This is a genomic window from Streptomyces sp. NBC_00525 (genome assembly GCF_036346595.1).
Classification (GTDB): Bacteria; Actinomycetota; Actinomycetes; order Streptomycetales; family Streptomycetaceae; genus Streptomyces.
This window is the reverse complement of the sequence record NZ_CP107834.1, coordinates 1,717,489-1,735,128: the sequence shown is the minus strand read 5'-3', so window position 1 is coordinate 1,735,128 and position 17,640 is coordinate 1,717,489. Positions and strand designations below refer to the sequence as shown.

Below are 17,640 nucleotides of genomic sequence, written 5' to 3'. Positions count from 1 at the left end.
AAGAACCGTAGGGGGAATTGTTGATGTCCGACAAAAGTCTAGGACTGCGTATCCCGGTCGGCCAGGCGCCCCAGGATGAGGGCGATTCGCAGAGTGAACGCCGAACGGACATCGGAAGGTGACCAGCCGGTGACGTCTGTCACACGTCGGAGCCGGTAGCGCACGGTGTTGGGATGCACGAACAGCATCCGGGCCGCACCCTCCAGGCTGCTCGCCTGCTCCAGATACACACTCAGCGTCTCCAGGAGAGCGGAGCCCGCCTCCTCCAGCGGTCTGTAGATCTCCTCCACCAACTGCTCCCGCGCGGCGGGGTCGCCCGCCATCGCGCGCTCCGGCAGCAGATCGTCCGCGAGCACCGGCCGCGGCGCGTCCTGCCACGCCCCGCACGCCTTCAGTCCGGCCGCCGCGGCCTGCGCGGACCGGGTCGCGGCCAGCAGGTCCGCCACCACCGGACCGGCCACCACCGGGCCCGCCGCGTACGGCCCGATCAGGGCCTTCGCGACCTGGAGGGGGTTGTCGCTGCCGCCCGCGATGACGACCAGCCGGTTGCCGAGCACGCCGGTCAGGACCTGGAGCTTGGCGTGCCGGGCGGCGCGCCGGATCGCCTCCACGGTCAGCTCGCTGTCCCCGTCCGGGGCGGTGCCGAGCAGGACGCAGACGTGCTCCGGCGAGTTCCAGCCGAGCGCGGCGGCCCGCGAGACGGCGCCCTCGTCGGCCTCGCCGGAGAGCACCGCGTTCACCACGAGCGACTCCAGCCGGGCGTCCCAGGCGCCCCGCGCCTCGGCGGCCTGCGCGTACACCTGGGCGGTCGCGAAGGCGATCTCGCGGGCGTAGACGAGCAGCGCCTCCCGCAGCGCGGACTCGTCGCCGGGCGCGGCCACCTCGTCGATCGCGGCCTCCATGACCTCGATCGTCGTCCGCACCATCTCGACGGTCTGCCGCAGCGTGATGGCCCGCGTCAGCTCGCGCGGCGCCGTCCCGAAGACATCGGTGGAGATCGCCTGCGGGGTCTCCGGGTGCCGGAACCACTCGGTGAACGCGGCGATACCGGCCTGGGCGACCAGGCCGATCCAGGACCGGTTCTCCGGGGGCATCGCCCGGTACCACGGCAGCGACTCGTCCATGCGGGCGATCGCGTTGGCGGCCAGCCGGCCGGAGGACTGCTCCAGCCGCTTCAGGGTCGCGGCGTGGAGATGGGCGTCGTTCGCAGCGGGCTGCTCAGGATCGGGTCGGGGCACGGAGACAAGACTGCCTTATCGGGACGCACGTGCGGAGGGCCGGGGCCGGTGGCGGGCCGGCCGGGCGCCCGCCGGGGGTCCCGAGGGCCCGGCCGGGCTACCGTGGACGCGTGATATCCGTACACCGCGCGGGCGACCGGTTCGAGGGCGGGGACGAGGCGGCCGGCATCGCGTCCCGGCACTCGTTCTCCTTCGGCACCTTCTACGACCCCGACAACCTCCGCTTCGGCCCGGTCCTCGCCTGCAACGAGGAGCGCCTCGCGCCCGGCGCGGGCTTCGAGGAACACCCGCACAGCCATACGGAGATCGTCACCTGGGTCGTCGAGGGCGAGCTGACCCACCGCGACACCGCCGGGCACGCCACGGTCGTCCGGGCCGGCGACCTCCAGCACCTCAGCGCCGCCTCCGGGGTCCGCCACGTCGAACGCAACGACGGCGACCGCCCGCTGACGTTCCTCCAGATGTGGCTGGCCCCCCTGGAGGCCGGCGGCGAGCCCGCGTACACGACCGTGCCCGGCATGACCGACGCCACCCCGTACAGGCTCCCGGCGGCCGGGGCCGTGCTCCATGTGCGGCGGCTCGACCGGGGCGGGCGCACGCCCGTGCCCGACGCGCCCAGGGCGTACCTCCACGTCGTACGCGGCACGGTGCGCGTCGGCGGGGAGGAGCTGACGGCGGGGGACGCGGCACGCGTCACCGGCGGGAGCGGCCTCGAACTGTGCGCGGTGGACCCGGCGGAGGTCCTGGTCTGGGAGCTCCCGGCCTGACCGGACGGTTCACCGCCGCCACATCGACCACATCGGCGGCCCCGCGCGAAACGTCATCTCCTCGTGGACCTCGAAGCCGTGGCGCCGGTAGAACGTGAGGTTGCGGCTGTTGCTCGACTCCAGGAACACCGGCCGCCCGTCCGCGTCCGCCCGCTCCAGCAGCCCGCCGAGGACCAGCGAGCCGCGCCCGGTGCCGCGCGCGTCGGCGTGAGTGCCGATGTACTCCACGTACCAGTGCTCCGGCCGGACCGGATGGCGGTGCTCCAGGGCGAGCAACCGCAGCGCCGTACGCGGCAGCTGCCCCCGCCCCGCGCGCAGCAGCGTGCCCGCGTTGCGCAGCAGGTAGGACACCGGCAGCTTCCACGCGCCGGGCTCCGCCCACACCGCCGCCACCGTGCGGTCCCGGTCCGTCCACACCCGGCCCGCCGGGATCTGCTGGGCCAGGTGCGCGGTGAACAGCAGCCGCAGCCGGCGGTCCCGGTCGTGCGGCATCAGCCAGGACCACACCGGGTCCTCGGCGTACGCACTGGCCAGGACGCCCGCGAGCGCGGGGGCGTCGGACGCGGTGGCGCGGACGGGGGCGTCGGTCATGGCCGGGCAGCGTAGCGGCGGCCGGGCGCCCTGGGAACGCCCGCTACCGGCCCAGTTCCGCCAGCACCGCGTCCGTGAACGCGGGCCACACCTCGGCCGCCCACGGGCCGAAGGCCCGGTCGGTGAGAGCGACGCAGGCCGCGCCCGCCGCCGGGTCGATCCAGAGGAAGGTGCCGGACTGGCCGAAGTGCCCGAAGGTCGCGGGGGAGGAGGCGGCCCCGGTCCAGTGTGGGGACTTGGAGTCGCGGATCTCGAAGCCGAGGCCCCAGTCGTTGGGGTTCTGGTGGCCGTAGCCGGGCAGGACGCCCTTGAGGCCGGGGTGGACGACGGTCTGCGCGGCGAGCACTGTGCGCGGGTCGAGCAGTCGGGGCGCCTGCACCTCGGCCGCGAAGCGTGCCAGATCGTCGACCGTGGAGACGCCGTCCCTGGCGGGGGAGCCGTCCACCGTGGTGGCGGTCATCCCGAGGGGTTCGAGGACCGCCTGGCGCACGTATTCCGGGAACGGGATGCCGGTGGCCTCGGCGATGTGGTCGCCCAGGACCTCGAAACCGGCGTTGGAGTACAGGCGCCGGTTGCCGGGCGGGGCCATCACCCGGTGCTCGTCGAAGGCGAGGCCGCTGGTGTGGGCGAGGAGGTGGCGTACGGTCGAGCCCTCCGGGCCCGCCGGCTCGTCCAGTTCCACGGCGCCCTCCTCGTACGCCACCAGCGCCGCGTAGGCGGCGATCGGTTTGGTGACGGAAGCGAGGGGGAAGCGGTGCGCGGTCGGGCCGTGCGTACCGGCGACCGTGCCGTCCGCTCGTACGACGGCCGCCGCCGCGTGGGGGACGGGCCAGTTCTCGATCATCGCCAGGCTCTGCATGCGTACGAGAGTAGATTCCTGATCCCGGTCGCCGGAAACCCGCACCCGTCGGTGCTTGCTTGGAGTGCACTCCAACGTCATAGCGTGGAGGGCATGACGGTGATGGAGACCACTTCGACACGGACCGACCTCTGCGCCTCCGGCCCCTCGGCGCACCCGCGGCCCGACGGGCAGGACCGGTACACGATCAGCGAGGTGTCGGCGTTCACCGGCCTGACCGCGCACACGCTGCGCTGGTACGAGCGGATCGGCCTCATGCCCCACGTGGACCGTTCGCACACCGGCCAGCGCCGTTTCAGCAACCGCGACCTGGACTGGCTCGCCTTCGTCACCAAGCTGCGGCTGACCGGCATGCCGGTCGCCCACATGGTCCGCTACGCGGAGCTGATACGCGAGGGCGACCACACCTTCGAGGAACGCCAGGAACTGCTGGAGGCGACCCGCCGCGACGTGCGGACGCGGATCGCGGAGCTCCAGGACACCCTGGCCGTACTGGACTACAAGATCGACTTCTACGCGGGCGCCCGGCGGGCGCCGGAAGGAACCGGTGCCTGATGACGGACGACAGGACGGACAACACGACGGACGGCAGGATCGCCACCGCGGAGCTCGGCAGGGGCGGCCCGCAGGTCGGGGTCCAGGGCCTCGGCTGCATGGGCATCAGCGAGTTCTACGGCGACACCGACGAGGTTTCGGCCCGCGAGACGCTGGAAACGGCGCTGGAGGTGGGCGTCACCCTCTTCGACACCGCCGACATCTACGGCAGCGGCGCCAACGAGACCTTCCTCGCGCCGTTCGTCGGGGCGCACCGCGACGAGATCACCCTCGCCACCAAGTTCGGCATCGAGCGGCGCGAGGCCGACCCGGACTACCGGGGCGTCAACAACCACGCCGCCTACATCCGCACGGCCGTCGAGGCCAGCCTGCGCCGGCTCGACACCGAGGTCATCGACCTCTACTACATGCACCGCCACGACCCGGCCGTCCCGTTCGCCGAGTCCGTCGGCGCCATGGCCGAGCTGGTGAAGGAGGGCAAGGTCAGGCAGCTCGGGCTCAGCGAGGTCACCGGAGCCGAACTGCGCGAGGCGTACGCCGTGCACCCCATCGCGGCCCTCCAGTCCGAGTGGTCCCTCTTCAGCCGCGACGTGGAGCGCAGCGCGGTGGCCGCCGCCGCCGACCTGGGCGTCACGGTCGTGCCGTACTCGCCGCTGGGCCGGGGCTTCCTCACCGGGTCCTTCGCGGACGCGGGCAAGGAGCTGTCGCAGGGCGACTTCCGCGCCTCGCAGCCCCGGATGACCGGCGAGAACGCGAAGGCCAACGCGGCCCTCCTGGAACCGGTCCGCACGATCGCCGCCGCGCACGGCGCGACCGCGGGACAGATCGCGCTCGCCTGGGTCCAGCAGCGCGCCCGGGTCCACGGCATCGCCGTCGTCCCGATCCCCGGCACCCGCAGGAGCCACCGCCTCCGGGAGAACGCGGCCGCCACCCGCATCACGCTCACCGACGACGAACTGGCCCTCCTCGAACCGATCGCCGGCCGGGTCGCCGGCGACCGCTACCCGGACATGAGCCTGACCGCGCTCGCCCGCGAGTAGCGCAGGGCGGGGCAGCCGGCCGGGTCGTACGTGCCCTGCTCGTACGTGCCCTGCTCGTACGTGCCCCGGTCGTACGCGTCCTGCTCGTACGCGCCCCGTGCGATCGCGGCGAACGCGCGCAGCGACTTCGTGCCCGGCGCGAAGTAGCCGGTGTGCCCCTCGGCGTCCTCGGCGGGGACGCGGCAGGCGCCGAAGGACGGTGACGCGGGGTCGGCGCCGTGGCCGAGGCCGGCGAACTCGACGTGCGGCACCTTGCCGATCCAGTCGCCGGGGTCCTTCGCCGCCCACACCCGCGCCCCGGTCCGCAGATCGGCCACGTCGTCCGCGCGCATCCCGGGCGAGCCGAGGACGACCAGGTCGGCGACGCACAGCCGGGGCGCGGCCAGACCGCAGACGACCGAACCGTAGCTGTGGCAGAACACTGCGGTGACCGGCACCCCGGCCGCCGCGAGCCCGTCCGTGAACCGGGCCAGCCGGTCGGCGCCCGCCTCCGCCAGGGTGCCGCGCGCGGCGTCGAGCCCCAGGCCCACCGGGGTGGTGTACCCGGCCCAGGCGATCACGGCGGTGCCCGGCCCGGTGCGCGCGTACAGCGACCGGGCCATGCCGGCCGGGGTGCCGTACACGTCGGTCGTCCGGTCGAAGGTGCCGGCGTCGATGTCGGAGCCCGGTACGACGACGGACACCCGCCGCGCCGTCGCCAGGTCGCCGAACACCTCCGCCACCTGGCCCCGGCCGCGCGGGTCGAACGCCAGGAAGCGGCGGTCCGGGTCTTTCGCGAGGCGGGCGAAGACCGGGTCCGGCGAGGCCGTCAGGGCAAGGGCGTTGGCCCGGTAGCGCAGTTCGACGGGCGCCCCGTCCAGATTGCCGACGACGAGCGGATGCCGGACGGCCAGCGCCTGCCGCTGCGCATCCGTCAGCCCCGCGAAGAACCGGGCCACCGCGGCCGGAGCGTCCCGTTCCGGGTCGGGCAGTTCGCGCCCCAGCAGGTGGTCGGCCCGCCAGGACGCTGTACCGGGCGGCGGGCCTGTGACGGCCTGCTGGGCGTTGCCCGACACCCAGCCCGCCGTGCCCGACACCACGGTGGTCGCCAGCGCGACCGCGACCAGGGTCCTCGCATAACGCCGCATCCGCCCCGCCCTCCCCCTCCGGCCCCACCGCCGGTCCCCGCACGCCGTGCGGCGCGACGGGAGGAAGGTAGGAGGACGACGGCCGCGCGGGCGTCACACCGGGGAGCCAACCACCGGGTCATACCGGGGTAGGGGGTGGGCGGTCCGGGGCCGCCCCGGACTGTCCCGGACTCCGGTCAGGCGCCGCCGGGGACGACGAGCCCCGCCTCGTACGCGAAGATCACCGCCTGCGCCCGGTCCCGCAGGGACAGCTTCGCCAGGACCCGCCCGATGTGCGTTTTGACGGTCTGTTCGGCGAGCACCAGCCGCCCCGCGATCTCCTGGTTCGACAGACCGCGCGCGATCAGCTCCAGGACCTCCGTCTCACGCGGGGTCAGTCCGTTGAGCCGCAGCGCGGCGCCGTTGCGGGCGGCCGGTGACGGCTGCTGCCGGGCGAAGTCCGCGATCAGACGGCGCGTCACGGACGGCGCGAGCAGTGCGTCGCCCGCCGCCACCACCCGTACCGCCGCGATCAGATCCGCCGGGGGCGCGTCCTTCAGCAGGAAGCCCGACGCCCCGGCGCGCAGCGCCTCGTACACGTAGTCGTCCACGTCGAACGTGGTCAGCATCAGCACGCGCGGCACATGGATCACGCCCGGCGGCGGGTCCAGCAGCTCGCGGGCCGCCGCGAGGCCGTCCATCTCGGGCATCCGGACGTCCATCAGGACCACGTCCGGATGCACCCGGCGGCTGACCTCGACCCCCTGGCGCCCGTCCGGCGCCTCCCCGACCACGTCGATGTCCGCCTGCGCCGACAGCAGGGCGGCGAACCCCGCCCGCACCATGGCCTGGTCGTCGACGACGATCACACGGATGGTCACTTTTCCTCCGGACCGGGGGTGTCGGCGGGCGCGGACGGGGAAAGCGGCAGCCGCGCGGCGACCCGGAACCCCCCGTCCGGCAGCGGCCCGGTGTCCAGCGTGCCGCCGGTCAACCGTACGCGCTCGCGCATCCCGATCAGACCGTGCCCCGTTCCCGCCGTCTCCAGCGGCGAAACCGGCTGCCCGGGCGGCTCGTTGACGACCAGCACCGTCACCTGCTCCCCGTCCGACGAGACCGTGACCCGGGTGCGGGCGCCCGGCGCGTGCCGCACCACGTTGGCCAGCGCCTCCTGCACGATCCGGTACGCGGACAGGTCGACGGCCGGCGGTACGTCACCCAGGTCGGCGGCCAGTGACAGTTCGGCCGGCAGCCCCGCTCGCACCGTCGACTCGACCAGCTGCTGCAAGCGGCCGATCCCCGGCTGCGGGGCCCGTTCGCCCTCCGCGCCGTCCCCGCGCAGCACCACGAGCAGCCGCCGCATCTCGGCCAGCGACTCCCGCGCGCTCGCCGCGATCGTCCCGAACTCCTCGCGCGCCGACTCGGGCAGATCCGGCAGCCGGTAGGGCGCGGAGTCCGCCTGGACGGTGATCACGGACATGTGGTGGGCGACCACGTCGTGCAGCTCGCGGGCGATCCTCGCCCGCTCCTCCAGCAGCGTGCGCCGGGCGCGTTCCGCCTCGCTGACGGTCTCCTGCTCGGCGAGCCGGCGCTGGGCGACGCGCCGCTCCCGTACCGCCGCGCCGATCACCAGCACCACGGCCCCGCACACGGGCAGGATCAGCCCGCTGCCGTTGCTGCGGTCCGGGCGGACCAGATGGAGGACCAGGCCCGCCGCGCCGGTCGCCAGCCAGACTCCGACGAGGGTGCGCCGGGGCTCGCGCAGGGCCAGCGCGAGCAGCAGGAAGAGGTAGGCGACGAGCGGCGCGGGCGGCCACGGCCACACGTCGTACTCCTGGGCCGGCCGCACCAGGATGGCCAGCGCGCCCACCACATCGGCCGGGAAGACGATCCACCAGGCACGCAGCGGCCGGTGCGCCAGCATCAGCAGCGGCACCGCCTGCACCGCGGCGAGCACGGCCGCGCCGCCGCCGGACATGCCGTACTGGTCGCGGAGGTTGACGAGGGTGACCGGCAGGATGAGCACGGTCAGGGCGACGGCGGCGGCGAACGGCAGGTACCGGGCGGGGCCGGCGGCGCGCACGGGCGCGGGGCCCGGTATCGGCTCGGTCATGGGCGGGACGGCCGCTACAGCTCGGCGAGGAGCTGCGCCTTCTTCGCGCTGAACTCCTCGTCGGTCACCAGGCCGGCCCGGTGCAGCTCACCGAGGTGATGGATGCGCTCCGCGATGTCCGCCGGGTCGCGCCGGGCGGCGGCGGTGGTGTGGGGCGCGGTGACCGGGGGCCCGGACTGCTTCCTGCGTACGGACTCCAGGACGGCCGCCGCGAAGGGCAGCGACTCGTGGACGGGGCCGTAGCCGAGCCCGAAGATCACCGCGGCGGGGTCCTGGTCGGCCCGCGCGGGCCGGGGTATCACCGGCTGTACGCCCGTCGCCGTGCCGGACCGCGGCCCGCCGCCGGACGCGGGCCCGGTGAGCCCGCCGGACGCGGGCCCCAGCGGGTCGGAGGCCTTGGGCAGCAGTCGCAGATAGCCCTCGAAGCCCTCCGGCGAGCGCCACTCGACCCCGCACAGGTCCGTGACCGGAAACGTCTGGTCGCCGGCCTTCCACTTCTCGGAGGACGCGCCTGTCCAGAACCAGCGGAAGGAGATCCGCTCGCCGTCGAAGCCCGCCCGGCCGTCGTACGCCTTGAACTGCATCGGGGCCTCGGGGGCGGCGACCAGGAAGCGGTCGGCGGGCCGGGCCGCGTCCCCGCCGAGACAGGCCCGCAGCTCGTCCGCGTAGTACTCCGCGAGGGTCTCGCGGGCGGCGGGCAGGACCAGCCGGTAGGGGTCGCAGCCGTCCTTCAACTGCCCGGCGGCGGCCTCCAGGAGGGGATCGGCGCCGGGGCGCGGCACGGCGCGCAGCACCACGGTGCCCCGCCTGCCCGGAGTCAGCGTCACCGACGACAGCGCCGCGTGCGGGATGCGGCGCTCGCGGAGGCTCTGGAGGAGTCTCGGCGTGCGGATGCCCCGTTCGTAGCGGATGAGCACGGAGTCGGTGTCGAACTCCCAGGTGGCATGAATTCCGGCCAGCACATCACCCATGGGCCTCATCGTATGCGGCACTTACCCGCCCCGTCCCCTCTCCGAAGCGACCGCTTCCGGCCATCGGAGGCGGTTTTCTCTACGCGCGTCAGGCTGGCGCGTCGGCGTACACCCCGGCGTTGCAGGAGTTGTCGGCGGACGCGCAGGTCACCGACGTGTACGCGCCCACGCCGATCGCGGCGAAGTTGTCGAGGCTCTCGGTGCCGGGCACGAAGTAGCCGCTGTGGCCGATCGCCCCGTCCGCCGAGACGACACGGGCGCCGAAGCCCCGGTCCACCGGGTCGGCGCCGTGGCCCAGGCCGCCGATCTCCAGGTTCGGCACGTCCTCGATCCAGTCGTCGCTGTCGCGCATCGCCCACACATGCGCCCGGGTGTGCAGTTCGGCGGTGTTGTCCGCCCGCATGCCGGGGCTGCCGGCCACCGCGATGTCCGCCACCCGGCCGGGCAGCCTGCTCGCGGCGACCCCGCACAGGACGGAGCCGTAGCTGTGGCAGAACAGCGAGACGGGCGCGGGGCCCGGCAGCGCCCGGACCAGCGCGTCCAGCCGGACCGCCCCGCGTTCGGCCAGGGTGCCGGTCGCGGCGTCCATCCCGATGCCCACCGGCGTGGTGTAGTCGGCCCAGGCGATCACGGCGGTGCGCACCCCGGGGTCCGCGGCGCGCTCGGCGGCGTACAGCGCTCGTGCCATGCCGACGGGCGCGGCGTTGACCTTGGCGCCGGTGCGTTCCAGGGTCAGCAGGCCGGTGTCCACGCCGGGCACGACGAGCGAGATGCGCCCGGCCCGGTCGAGGTCGCCGAAGACCTCGGCGGCCAGCCCGCGCCCGGACGGGTCGAACGCCAGGAAGTGCCGGTCCCGGCCGAGCATCGAGCGGAAGCGGTCCAGGCGCTGCTGGGCGCGGGCGCGGCCGGTGGGGGAGAGCCTGGTGTCGTGGACGCGCTCGCGTTCGACCGCGCTCGCCCGCACGATCGCCCGCCGGTTCGCCCGGTAACGGGTGGTGACCGGGGCGCCGTTGAGGTTGCCGACCACCAGCGGGTAGGTGTCGGCGAGGTGGGCGCGCTGCGCGGCGGTCAGCGTGCCGAAGAAGTGCGCCAGCTTGTACGGCGGGGCCGCGGCGTCGGGCAGCGGCCGGCCCGCTATCGATCCCTTGGCCCAGGCGGCCAGCGCGAGCGCGCGGCCGTCGGTGGAACGCTGATGGCGTACGGCGGTCCAGCCGGTGGTCGCGAGCATCACGAAGACGACCGCCAGGGCGAGCAGCGCGCGCCAGGCGGTGAGCGTGGGGGAGGAATCGAAGGAAGTCACTCCGGACCACCCTAGGAGACGCACAGGGCCGGTTCGGGAGCGGGGTGACGCACATCACCCGACTGTGCGGAATGACACGGCGATCGCCTCACGCTGCGTGCCTGGGCGGCGCTCGTGCGTGGGCGAAGCTTGTACGTGGGCGTGCTCGTACGTGGGCGTGCTCTACGGTGCGCGCCAGTCCCCGGCGAGGGCCGGGGCGAGCGCGTCGAGGTAGGTCTCGGTCAGCGTGCGGAGCGAATCCATCCCGGCGTCCCGCCCCTGGCCCCACAGTTGGCCGGCCGCCCGCATCACGCCGGAGAAGGCGGCGACCGCGACCCGGGGGCGCGGGTCGACGGCCATGTCCAGCCCCTCGCGCCCCGCGATCAGTTCGGCGATCCGGTTCTCCAGCTGGATGCCGCGGTGCAGATGGACGGCGAGCAGCGACGGGGTCGACTCGATCATCCGGTAGGCCCGCATGTGGAGTTCGACCGGGATGATGGACTCCACGGCCTCTCCGATATTGTTCCAGGCGCACAGCACGGCCTGGCGCATGGCCTCGAACGGAGCCTCGCCGGCGGGCCGTTGGCGCAGTTCGGAGAGGAAGTGCGACTCCACCATGTCCTGCACGGCGAAGACGACGGCCTCCTTGCCCGCGAAGTAGCGGAAGAAGGTGCGCTGGGAGACCTCGACCGCGTCGGTGATCTCGTCGACGGTGGTCTCCTCGTACCCGTGGGTGGTGAAGAGTTCGAGGGCGGCGACGAGCAGCGCGTCGCGGGTACGCCGCTTCTTGCGCTCGCGCAGCCCCGTCGGGAGGGCCGCGGACGGCTGCCCTTCGGTCACTGAACTGGTCCTCTTTTCCCTGCTTTGTCCAGCTCAGCCTACCTGTGAGCTACGTGACAGTTACCGAATAGTGAAATGGTTTGTCAACTGTCAGCGGCTGACACTAATCTCGCGCGTATGACTAGTCAGACCACCGTCGAAAAGGCTCCGCGGGACCCACAGGGCCCCGGTCCCGCACCGGCCGGAGGGCTGCGCGGCCACCCCTGGCTGACGCTGTTCTCCGTGGCCATCGGCGTGATGATGGTCGCGCTCGACGGCACGATCGTCGCGATCGCCAACCCCGCCATCCAGCAGGATCTCGGCGCCTCGCTCGCCGACGTCCAGTGGATAACCAACGGCTACATGCTCGCCCTCGCGGTCTCCCTGATCACCGCGGGCAAGCTGGGTGACCGCTTCGGTCACCGCCAGACCTTCCTCATCGGTGTCGTCGGCTTCGCGGCCGCCTCGGGCGCCATCGGGCTGTCCGACAGCGTCGCCCTCGTCATCACCTTCCGGGTGCTCCAGGGCCTCTTCGGCGCGCTGCTCATGCCGGCCGCGCTGGGGCTGCTGCGCGCCACGTTCCCGGCCGAGAAGCTGAACATGGCGATCGGCATCTGGGGCATGGTGATCGGCGCCTCGACCGCGGGCGGCCCGATCCTCGGCGGGGTGCTCGTCGAGCACGTCAGCTGGCAGTCCGTCTTCTTCATCAACGTGCCGGTCGGCGTGATCGCCCTGGTGCTCGGCATCCTGATCCTCAAGGACCACCGCGCCGAGAACGCGCCGCGCTCCTTCGATATCGCGGGCATCGTCCTGCTGTCCGGCGCGATGTTCTGCCTGATCTGGGCGCTGATCAAGGGCGCCGAGTGGGGCTGGGGCGACCTCCAGACGGTCGGCTACCTGGTCGGCGCGGCCGTCCTGTTCCTGGCGTTCGCGATGGTCGAGCAGCGGGTGCGGGAGCCGCTGGTCCCGCTGGGCATGTTCCGCTCCGTCCCGCTCTCCGCCGGCACGGTGCTGATGGTGCTGATGGCCTTCGCGTTCATGGGCGGCCTGTTCTTCGTCACCTTCTACCTCCAGAACGTGCACGGCATGAAGGCCGTGGACGCGGGCCTGCACCTGCTGCCGCTGACCGCGATGATGATCGTCGCCTCGCCGGTGGCGGGCGCCCTGATCACCAAGTTCGGCCCGCGCGTCCCGCTGGTGGGCGGCATGGTCTGCACCGCCGTCGCCTGCTTCGGCATGTCCCAGCTGACCGTCGGCACCAGCACGCTGACGATGTCGATCTGGTTCGCCCTGCTCGGCCTCGGCCTCGCCCCGGTCATGGTCGGTGCCACCGAGGTCATCGTCGGCAACGCCCCGATGGAGCTGTCCGGCGTCGCCGGTGGCCTCCAGCAGGCCGCGATGCAGGTCGGCGGCAGCCTCGGTACGGCGGTGCTCGGCGCGATCATGGCCTCGCGTGTCGACTCCGCGCTGCCGGGCAACTGGAAGGACGCCGGGCTGCAGCAGCTGACCCCCGAGCAGCTCGAACAGGCGTCCTCCGCCATCAAGGTCGGCATGCCGCCGGTCACCGAGAAGACCCCGCCGGAGATCGCGGGGAAGATCGTGGGCGTCGCGCACGACACGTTCGTCTCCGGCATGAGCACCGCGTTCATGGTCGCCGGAATCGTCGCGGTGATCGCCGCCCTCGTCGCCACGCTGACCAAGCGCGGCGAGAACGCGGAGGCGGGCATGGGCGGCGGCCACATCTGACGGCCGCGGCACACCCCCGCGCGCACCACACCCCCGCGCGCACCACGGCCCCGCGCGCACCACGGCCCCGCCGGAGCGATCCGGCGGGGCCGTCACCTGTACGGGTGAAACCGGCTCCGAACCCTTCCGATTACTCTCCGTAATCACGCAGGGTGGATGGCGGGAGATCCACACCGGTGGACGCTCCCCGTTACAGGTTCCATCACCACGGGGGTTCATCTCGCATGCGTACGACCTTTGCCGCGACCGCCCTGGCCGCCGTCGCCCTGATCACCACGGCCCTCTTCCCGCCCGCGACCGCCGGAGCGGCGGCGCCGGCCGCAGCCGCCGTGCCCGCCGGGGCCGCCGTGCCCGCCGCCGCGCCGGTCCGCCTCGGGGACTGCGCCAGTGGGCAGCTCTGCCTCTGGGCGAAACCGGATTTCACCGGCGCCCGCCTGACCCATGAGCTGTCCACCATCGACATCGAGAGCTGCGTGCCGCTGAAACCCGGCACCACCGCCCAGTCCCTCGCCAACCGCACCGGGCGGCCCGTCACGACCTACCAGTCCGCCGAGTGCCAGGAGACCGGCGAGTTCGAGACCTATCCGGGCGGCGGCACCTGGCTGCCCCGCTCCCCGTACCAGGTCCGCGCCTTCAAGGTGTGGGAGAACTGAACGGGCCCGGACGCGCCGCGGGGCGGCGGCACCCTTCCGGGCACCGCCGCCCCGCTCCGGACACGGCGTTACGCGTCTCCGCCCGCGGCCCCCGGATCGGCCGAGGCCACGTCCAGCAGCTCGTAGCGGTCGACCGCCGTCTTCAGCGCCGAACGGTCGATCTTCCCGTCCTTCGCCAGCTCCGTGAGCACCGCGAGCACGATCGACTGCGCGTCGATGTGGAAGAACCGCCGCGCCGCGCCCCGCGTGTCCGCGAAGCCGAAGCCGTCCGCCCCCAGCGACTGGTACGTGCCGGGCACCCAGCGGGCGATCTGGTCCGGGACCGACCGCATCCAGTCCGACACCGCCACGAACGGCCCCTGCGCCCCGGACAGCTTGCGCGTCACATACGGGACGCGCTGCTCCTCCTCCGGGTGCAGCAGGTTGTACCGCTCCACGTCCACGGCCTCGCGCCGCAGCTCGTTCCAGGAGGTCGCCGACCAGACGTCCGCCCGTACGTTCCACTCGTCCGCGAGGATGCGCTGGGCCTCCACCGCCCACGGCACCGCCACCCCGGAGGCCAGGATCTGGGCCGGGATCTCGCCCTTCTCCCCGCTCCGGTAGCGGTGGACGCCCTTGAGGATGCCCTCGACGTCCACGTCGGCCGGCTCCGCCGGGTGCTGGATCGGCTCGTTGTAGACGGTGAGGTAGTAGAAGACGTCCTCGTTCTCCTCGGGCGTCCCGCCGTACATCCGGCGCAGCCCGTCCCGGACGATGTGCGCGATCTCGTACCCGAACGCCGGGTCGTAGGCCACACAGGCCGGGTTGGTCGAGGCCAGCAGCTGCGAGTGCCCGTCGGCGTGCTGGGTGCCCTCGCCGGTCAGCGTCGTCCGGCCGGCGGTCGCGCCGAGTACGAAGCCGCGGGCGAGCTGGTCGGCCATCTGCCAGAACTGGTCGCCGGTGCGCTGGAAGCCGAACATCGAGTAGAAGACGTACACCGGGATCAGCGGCTCGCCGTGCGTGGCGTACGCCGAACCGGCGGCGATCAGCGAGGCCGTGCAGCCGGCCTCCGAGATCCCGTCGTGCAGCAGCTGACCGGTCGGCGACTCCTTGTACGCGAGCAGCAGATCGCGGTCCACCGACTCGTACTGCTGCCCGAGCGGGTTGTAGATCTTCGCGCTCGGGAAGAAGGCGTCCATCCCGAACGTGCGGTACTCGTCGGGCGCGATCAGCACGAAGCGCCTGCCGATCTCCTTGTCCCGCATGAGGTCCTTCAGGATGCGGACGAACGCCATCGTGGTGGCGATCGACTGCTGCCCCGAGCCCTTCTTCGCCGCCGCGTACGCCTGGTCGCCGGGCAGCGTCAGGGGCTTCGCACGCACCACACGGGTCGGGACGTAGCCGCCCAGACCCTTGCGGCGGTCGTGCATGTACTGGATCTCCTCCGTGTCGCGGCCGGGGTGGTAGTACGGCGGGTTGCCGTCCTCCAGCTCCTTGTCCGCGATCGGGATGTGCAGCCGGTCCCGGAAGCGCTTCAGGTCCTCGGCGGTGAGCTTCTTCATCTGGTGGGTCGCGTTGCGGCCCTCGAAGTTCGGCCCGAGGGTCCAGCCCTTGACCGTCTGCGCCAGGATCACCGTGGGCTGGCCCTTGTGGGCCTTGGCCGCCGCGTAGGCCGCGTACACCTTGCGGTGGTCGTGGCCCCCGCGCCCCAGGTGCAGGATCTGCTGGTCGGTCATGTCCTTGACCATGTCGCGCAGCCGGGGGTCGTCGCCGAAGAAGTGCTCCCGGATGTACGCGCCGGTCTCCGTCGCATACGTCTGGAACTGCCCGTCCGGCGTCGTGTTCAGCTTGTTGACCAGGATGCCCGTGCGGTCCTGAGCCAGCAGCGGGTCCCAGGACCGGTCCCAGACCAGCTTGATCACGTTCCACCCGGCGCCCCGGAACTGGGACTCCAGCTCCTGGATGATCTTGCCGTTGCCGCGCACCGGCCCGTCGAGGCGCTGGAGGTTGCAGTTGACGACGAAGGTCAGGTTGTCCAGGCCCTCGCGGGCGGCGATCGACAGCTGGCCCAGCGACTCCGGCTCGTCCATCTCGCCGTCGCCCAGGTACGCCCACACATGCGAGTCCGACGTGTCGGCGATGCCGCGCGCCTCCATGTAGCGGTTCATCCGCGCCTGGTAGATCGCGCCGAGCGGGCCGAGCCCCATCGACACCGTGGGGAACTCCCAGAAGTCCGGCATCATCCGCGGGTGCGGGTAGCTGGACAGCCCGTTCGGCGCCTTCGACTTCTCCTGGCGGAACGCGTCGAGCTGCGCCTCGCTCAACCGGTCCAGCAGATACGCGCGGGCGTAGATCCCGGGGGAGGCGTGCCCCTGGAAGAAGATCTGGTCACCGCCCCGGCCGTCGTCCTTGCCGCGGAAGAAGTGGTTGAAACCCACGTCGTACAGGGAGGCGGACGACGCGAACGTGGCGATGTGGCCGCCCACGCCGATGCCCGGCCGCTGGGCGCGCGACACCATCACGGCCGCGTTCCAGCGGGTCGCGTTGAGGATCTTGCGTTCGATCTCCTCGTCGCCGGGGAAGAACGGCTCGTCCTTCGTGGCGATCGTGTTCACGTAGTCCGTGCTGCGCATCTCCGGCACGGCGACACGCTTCTCGCGCGCTCGCTCGATGAGCCGGAGCATGAGATAGCGGGCCCGCTCACGGCCGCGCTCGTCGACGGCGGCGTCGAGGGAGTCGAGCCATTCACGGGTCTCTTCGGGATCGAAATCCGGGACCTGACTCGGAAGGCCGCCAATGATGATCGGGTTGCGATCTGATCCGGAAGCCACGCTGTTCCTTCGCTGTTCGGTGCTGCGCTTCGGGGTCTGCTGCGGGAGTCCTGCCCCCGGCCGTATCGATGTGTACGCCTTCCCCATCGTGTACCGCTGGAACGCTTACGTCATCTCTACCGAGAGGTAACCGCGCACGCGTTCCGGACCCGGCCCGGCCGGGGCGGATGGACCGCCGCCGAGTGGGTATCGGTGCAGCAGAAGGTGTCGGGACAGGAGGGACAGTCGGGATGACCGAGGACGGACCGTAACCATACGCCCAAGGCGTCCAAGTGTTCCCAAACACGGCTCGACTCCGGATGCCGACGCGAAACGGCATAAGCTGTCCATGGACGTAGGTCGCACAGGGAGTGGAGAAAGCACGCGGGCCCTCGTGGAGGACCGCCGACAGGACGGCGACGTGGGAGGAATCGTCACCGTTTAGGCGGTCTCGTACGCTGGGTACTTGCGCGATCCGCCGCTCCCGTGTGGACTACGGCCAGCGCCCCGCGCACGCGCGTGGCTGAAGCATTTTCCGAAACATGATCAGGAGGCAACCCGTGAGCGCGACCGCGGACCACGCGGAGGAGCGGACCAACCCGGCGACACGCCTGGGGTTCGAGCCCGGACAGGTGGTCCAGGAGATCGGCTACGACGACGACGTCGAGCATGAGCTCCGTGAGGGCATTGAGGCCATTACCGGCCAGGACCTCGTCGACGAGGAGTACGACGACATCGCCGACGTCGTCCTGCTCTGGTTCCGCGACGAGGACGGCGACCTTACGGACGCGCTGGTGGATGCCATTGGTCTGATCGACGAGGGCGGCGAGATCTGGCTGATGACGCCGAAGACCGGCCGCGACGGATACGTCGAGCCGAGCGACATCAACGAGGCCTCGCAGACCGCCGGTCTCACCCAGACCAAGAGCGTCAACGCGGCCAAGGACTGGTCGGGAAGCCGACTCGTCACGCCCAAAGCGGCCAAGGCCAAGCGCTGACCGCTCCGACCACTGAAGGCCCCCGACAGGCATCGCGCCGGCCGGGGGTCTTCGTGCGTCCCGCTTTACCGGGTGCCGCACGGGCGGCTTCCTCCTCTGCGTAGGGTGGGGGTCAC

16 protein-coding genes are annotated in these 17,640 nt (G+C 72.4%); 6 read left to right on the top strand and 10 right to left on the bottom strand.

What is annotated here, in order from left to right:
• Window positions 1–38: 38 nt before the first annotated feature.
• Entirely contained in the window at window positions 39–1,238 is a 1,200-nt protein-coding gene (locus OG710_RS07720; RefSeq protein WP_239223581.1) for a PucR family transcriptional regulator, read from the bottom strand.
• A 110-nt stretch (window positions 1,239–1,348) separates the two neighbouring features.
• Between OG710_RS07720 and OG710_RS07715 the strand changes: the two genes are divergently transcribed.
• The gene (locus OG710_RS07715; protein ID WP_330238655.1) at window positions 1,349–2,005 is read left to right on the top strand and encodes a pirin family protein; all 657 of its coding nucleotides are present in this window, start codon (window positions 1,349–1,351) and stop codon (window positions 2,003–2,005) included.
• 9 nt (window positions 2,006–2,014) lie between these two features.
• Here OG710_RS07715 and OG710_RS07710 read toward each other — a convergent pair whose 3' ends face one another.
• Window positions 2,015–2,596 carry a GNAT family N-acetyltransferase gene (locus OG710_RS07710; RefSeq protein WP_330238654.1) on the bottom strand — a complete coding sequence of 194 codons (582 nt, stop codon included), beginning with the start codon at window positions 2,594–2,596 and terminating at the stop codon, window positions 2,015–2,017.
• 43 nt (window positions 2,597–2,639) lie between these two features.
• Window positions 2,640–3,455, bottom strand: coding sequence for a serine hydrolase domain-containing protein (locus OG710_RS07705; protein ID WP_330238653.1), 816 nt, complete (start codon window positions 3,453–3,455; stop codon window positions 2,640–2,642).
• 93 nt (window positions 3,456–3,548) lie between these two features.
• On the opposite strand from OG710_RS07705, the gene OG710_RS07700 reads away from it, so the two are divergent.
• Together OG710_RS07700 and OG710_RS07695 are read left to right on the top strand one after the other, a co-directional pair.
• Complete coding sequence (locus OG710_RS07700; RefSeq protein WP_330238652.1) at window positions 3,549–4,010, top strand: MerR family transcriptional regulator; 462 nt, start codon at window positions 3,549–3,551, stop codon at window positions 4,008–4,010.
• A complete protein-coding gene (locus tag OG710_RS07695; RefSeq protein WP_330238651.1) occupies window positions 4,010–5,050 on the top strand; it encodes an aldo/keto reductase in 1,041 nt (346 codons plus the stop codon). The genes OG710_RS07700 and OG710_RS07695 overlap by 1 nt, the downstream gene beginning before the upstream one ends.
• On the opposite strand, the gene OG710_RS07690 is transcribed toward OG710_RS07695, so the two are convergent.
• From OG710_RS07690 to OG710_RS07665, 6 genes are all read right to left on the bottom strand, one after another.
• A complete protein-coding gene (locus tag OG710_RS07690; protein ID WP_330238650.1) occupies window positions 5,011–6,177 on the bottom strand; it encodes an alpha/beta hydrolase in 1,167 nt (388 codons plus the stop codon). The two genes, OG710_RS07695 and OG710_RS07690, sit on opposite strands and share 40 nt — an antisense overlap.
• A gap of 176 nt (window positions 6,178–6,353) precedes the next feature.
• Window positions 6,354–7,037, bottom strand: coding sequence for a response regulator transcription factor (locus tag OG710_RS07685; protein WP_330238649.1), 684 nt, complete (start codon window positions 7,035–7,037; stop codon window positions 6,354–6,356).
• Window positions 7,034–8,269 (bottom strand): sensor histidine kinase, encoded by a 1,236-nt coding sequence (locus tag OG710_RS07680; RefSeq protein ID WP_330238648.1) that lies wholly within the window; start codon window positions 8,267–8,269, stop codon window positions 7,034–7,036. Before OG710_RS07680 ends, OG710_RS07685 begins: the two co-directional genes overlap by 4 nt.
• 14 nt (window positions 8,270–8,283) lie before the next feature.
• On the bottom strand, window positions 8,284–9,240 hold the full coding sequence (locus tag OG710_RS07675) for a DUF4429 domain-containing protein (RefSeq protein WP_330238647.1): 957 nt from the start codon (window positions 9,238–9,240) through the stop codon (window positions 8,284–8,286).
• A gap of 88 nt (window positions 9,241–9,328) precedes the next feature.
• Window positions 9,329–10,540 carry an alpha/beta hydrolase gene (locus OG710_RS07670; protein ID WP_330238646.1) on the bottom strand — a complete coding sequence of 404 codons (1,212 nt, stop codon included), beginning with the start codon at window positions 10,538–10,540 and terminating at the stop codon, window positions 9,329–9,331.
• Window positions 10,541–10,702: 162 nt separating this feature from the next.
• Complete coding sequence (locus OG710_RS07665) at window positions 10,703–11,359, bottom strand: TetR family transcriptional regulator (protein ID WP_330238645.1); 657 nt, start codon at window positions 11,357–11,359, stop codon at window positions 10,703–10,705.
• A gap of 117 nt (window positions 11,360–11,476) precedes the next feature.
• On the opposite strand from OG710_RS07665, the gene OG710_RS07660 reads away from it, so the two are divergent.
• Complete coding sequence (locus tag OG710_RS07660) at window positions 11,477–13,084, top strand: MFS transporter (protein WP_111331976.1); 1,608 nt, start codon at window positions 11,477–11,479, stop codon at window positions 13,082–13,084.
• 224 nt (window positions 13,085–13,308) lie between these two features.
• Entirely contained in the window at window positions 13,309–13,737 is a 429-nt protein-coding gene (locus tag OG710_RS07655) for a peptidase inhibitor family I36 protein (protein ID WP_330238644.1), read from the top strand.
• Window positions 13,738–13,805: 68 nt separating this feature from the next.
• Here OG710_RS07655 and aceE read toward each other — a convergent pair whose 3' ends face one another.
• A complete protein-coding gene (gene aceE / locus OG710_RS07650; RefSeq protein ID WP_330238643.1) occupies window positions 13,806–16,547 on the bottom strand; it encodes a pyruvate dehydrogenase (acetyl-transferring), homodimeric type in 2,742 nt (913 codons plus the stop codon).
• Window positions 16,548–17,086: 539 nt separating this feature from the next.
• On the opposite strand from aceE, the gene OG710_RS07645 reads away from it, so the two are divergent.
• Entirely contained in the window at window positions 17,087–17,524 is a 438-nt protein-coding gene (locus OG710_RS07645) for a DUF3052 domain-containing protein (protein ID WP_111331982.1), read from the top strand.
• Window positions 17,525–17,640 lie beyond the last annotated feature (116 nt).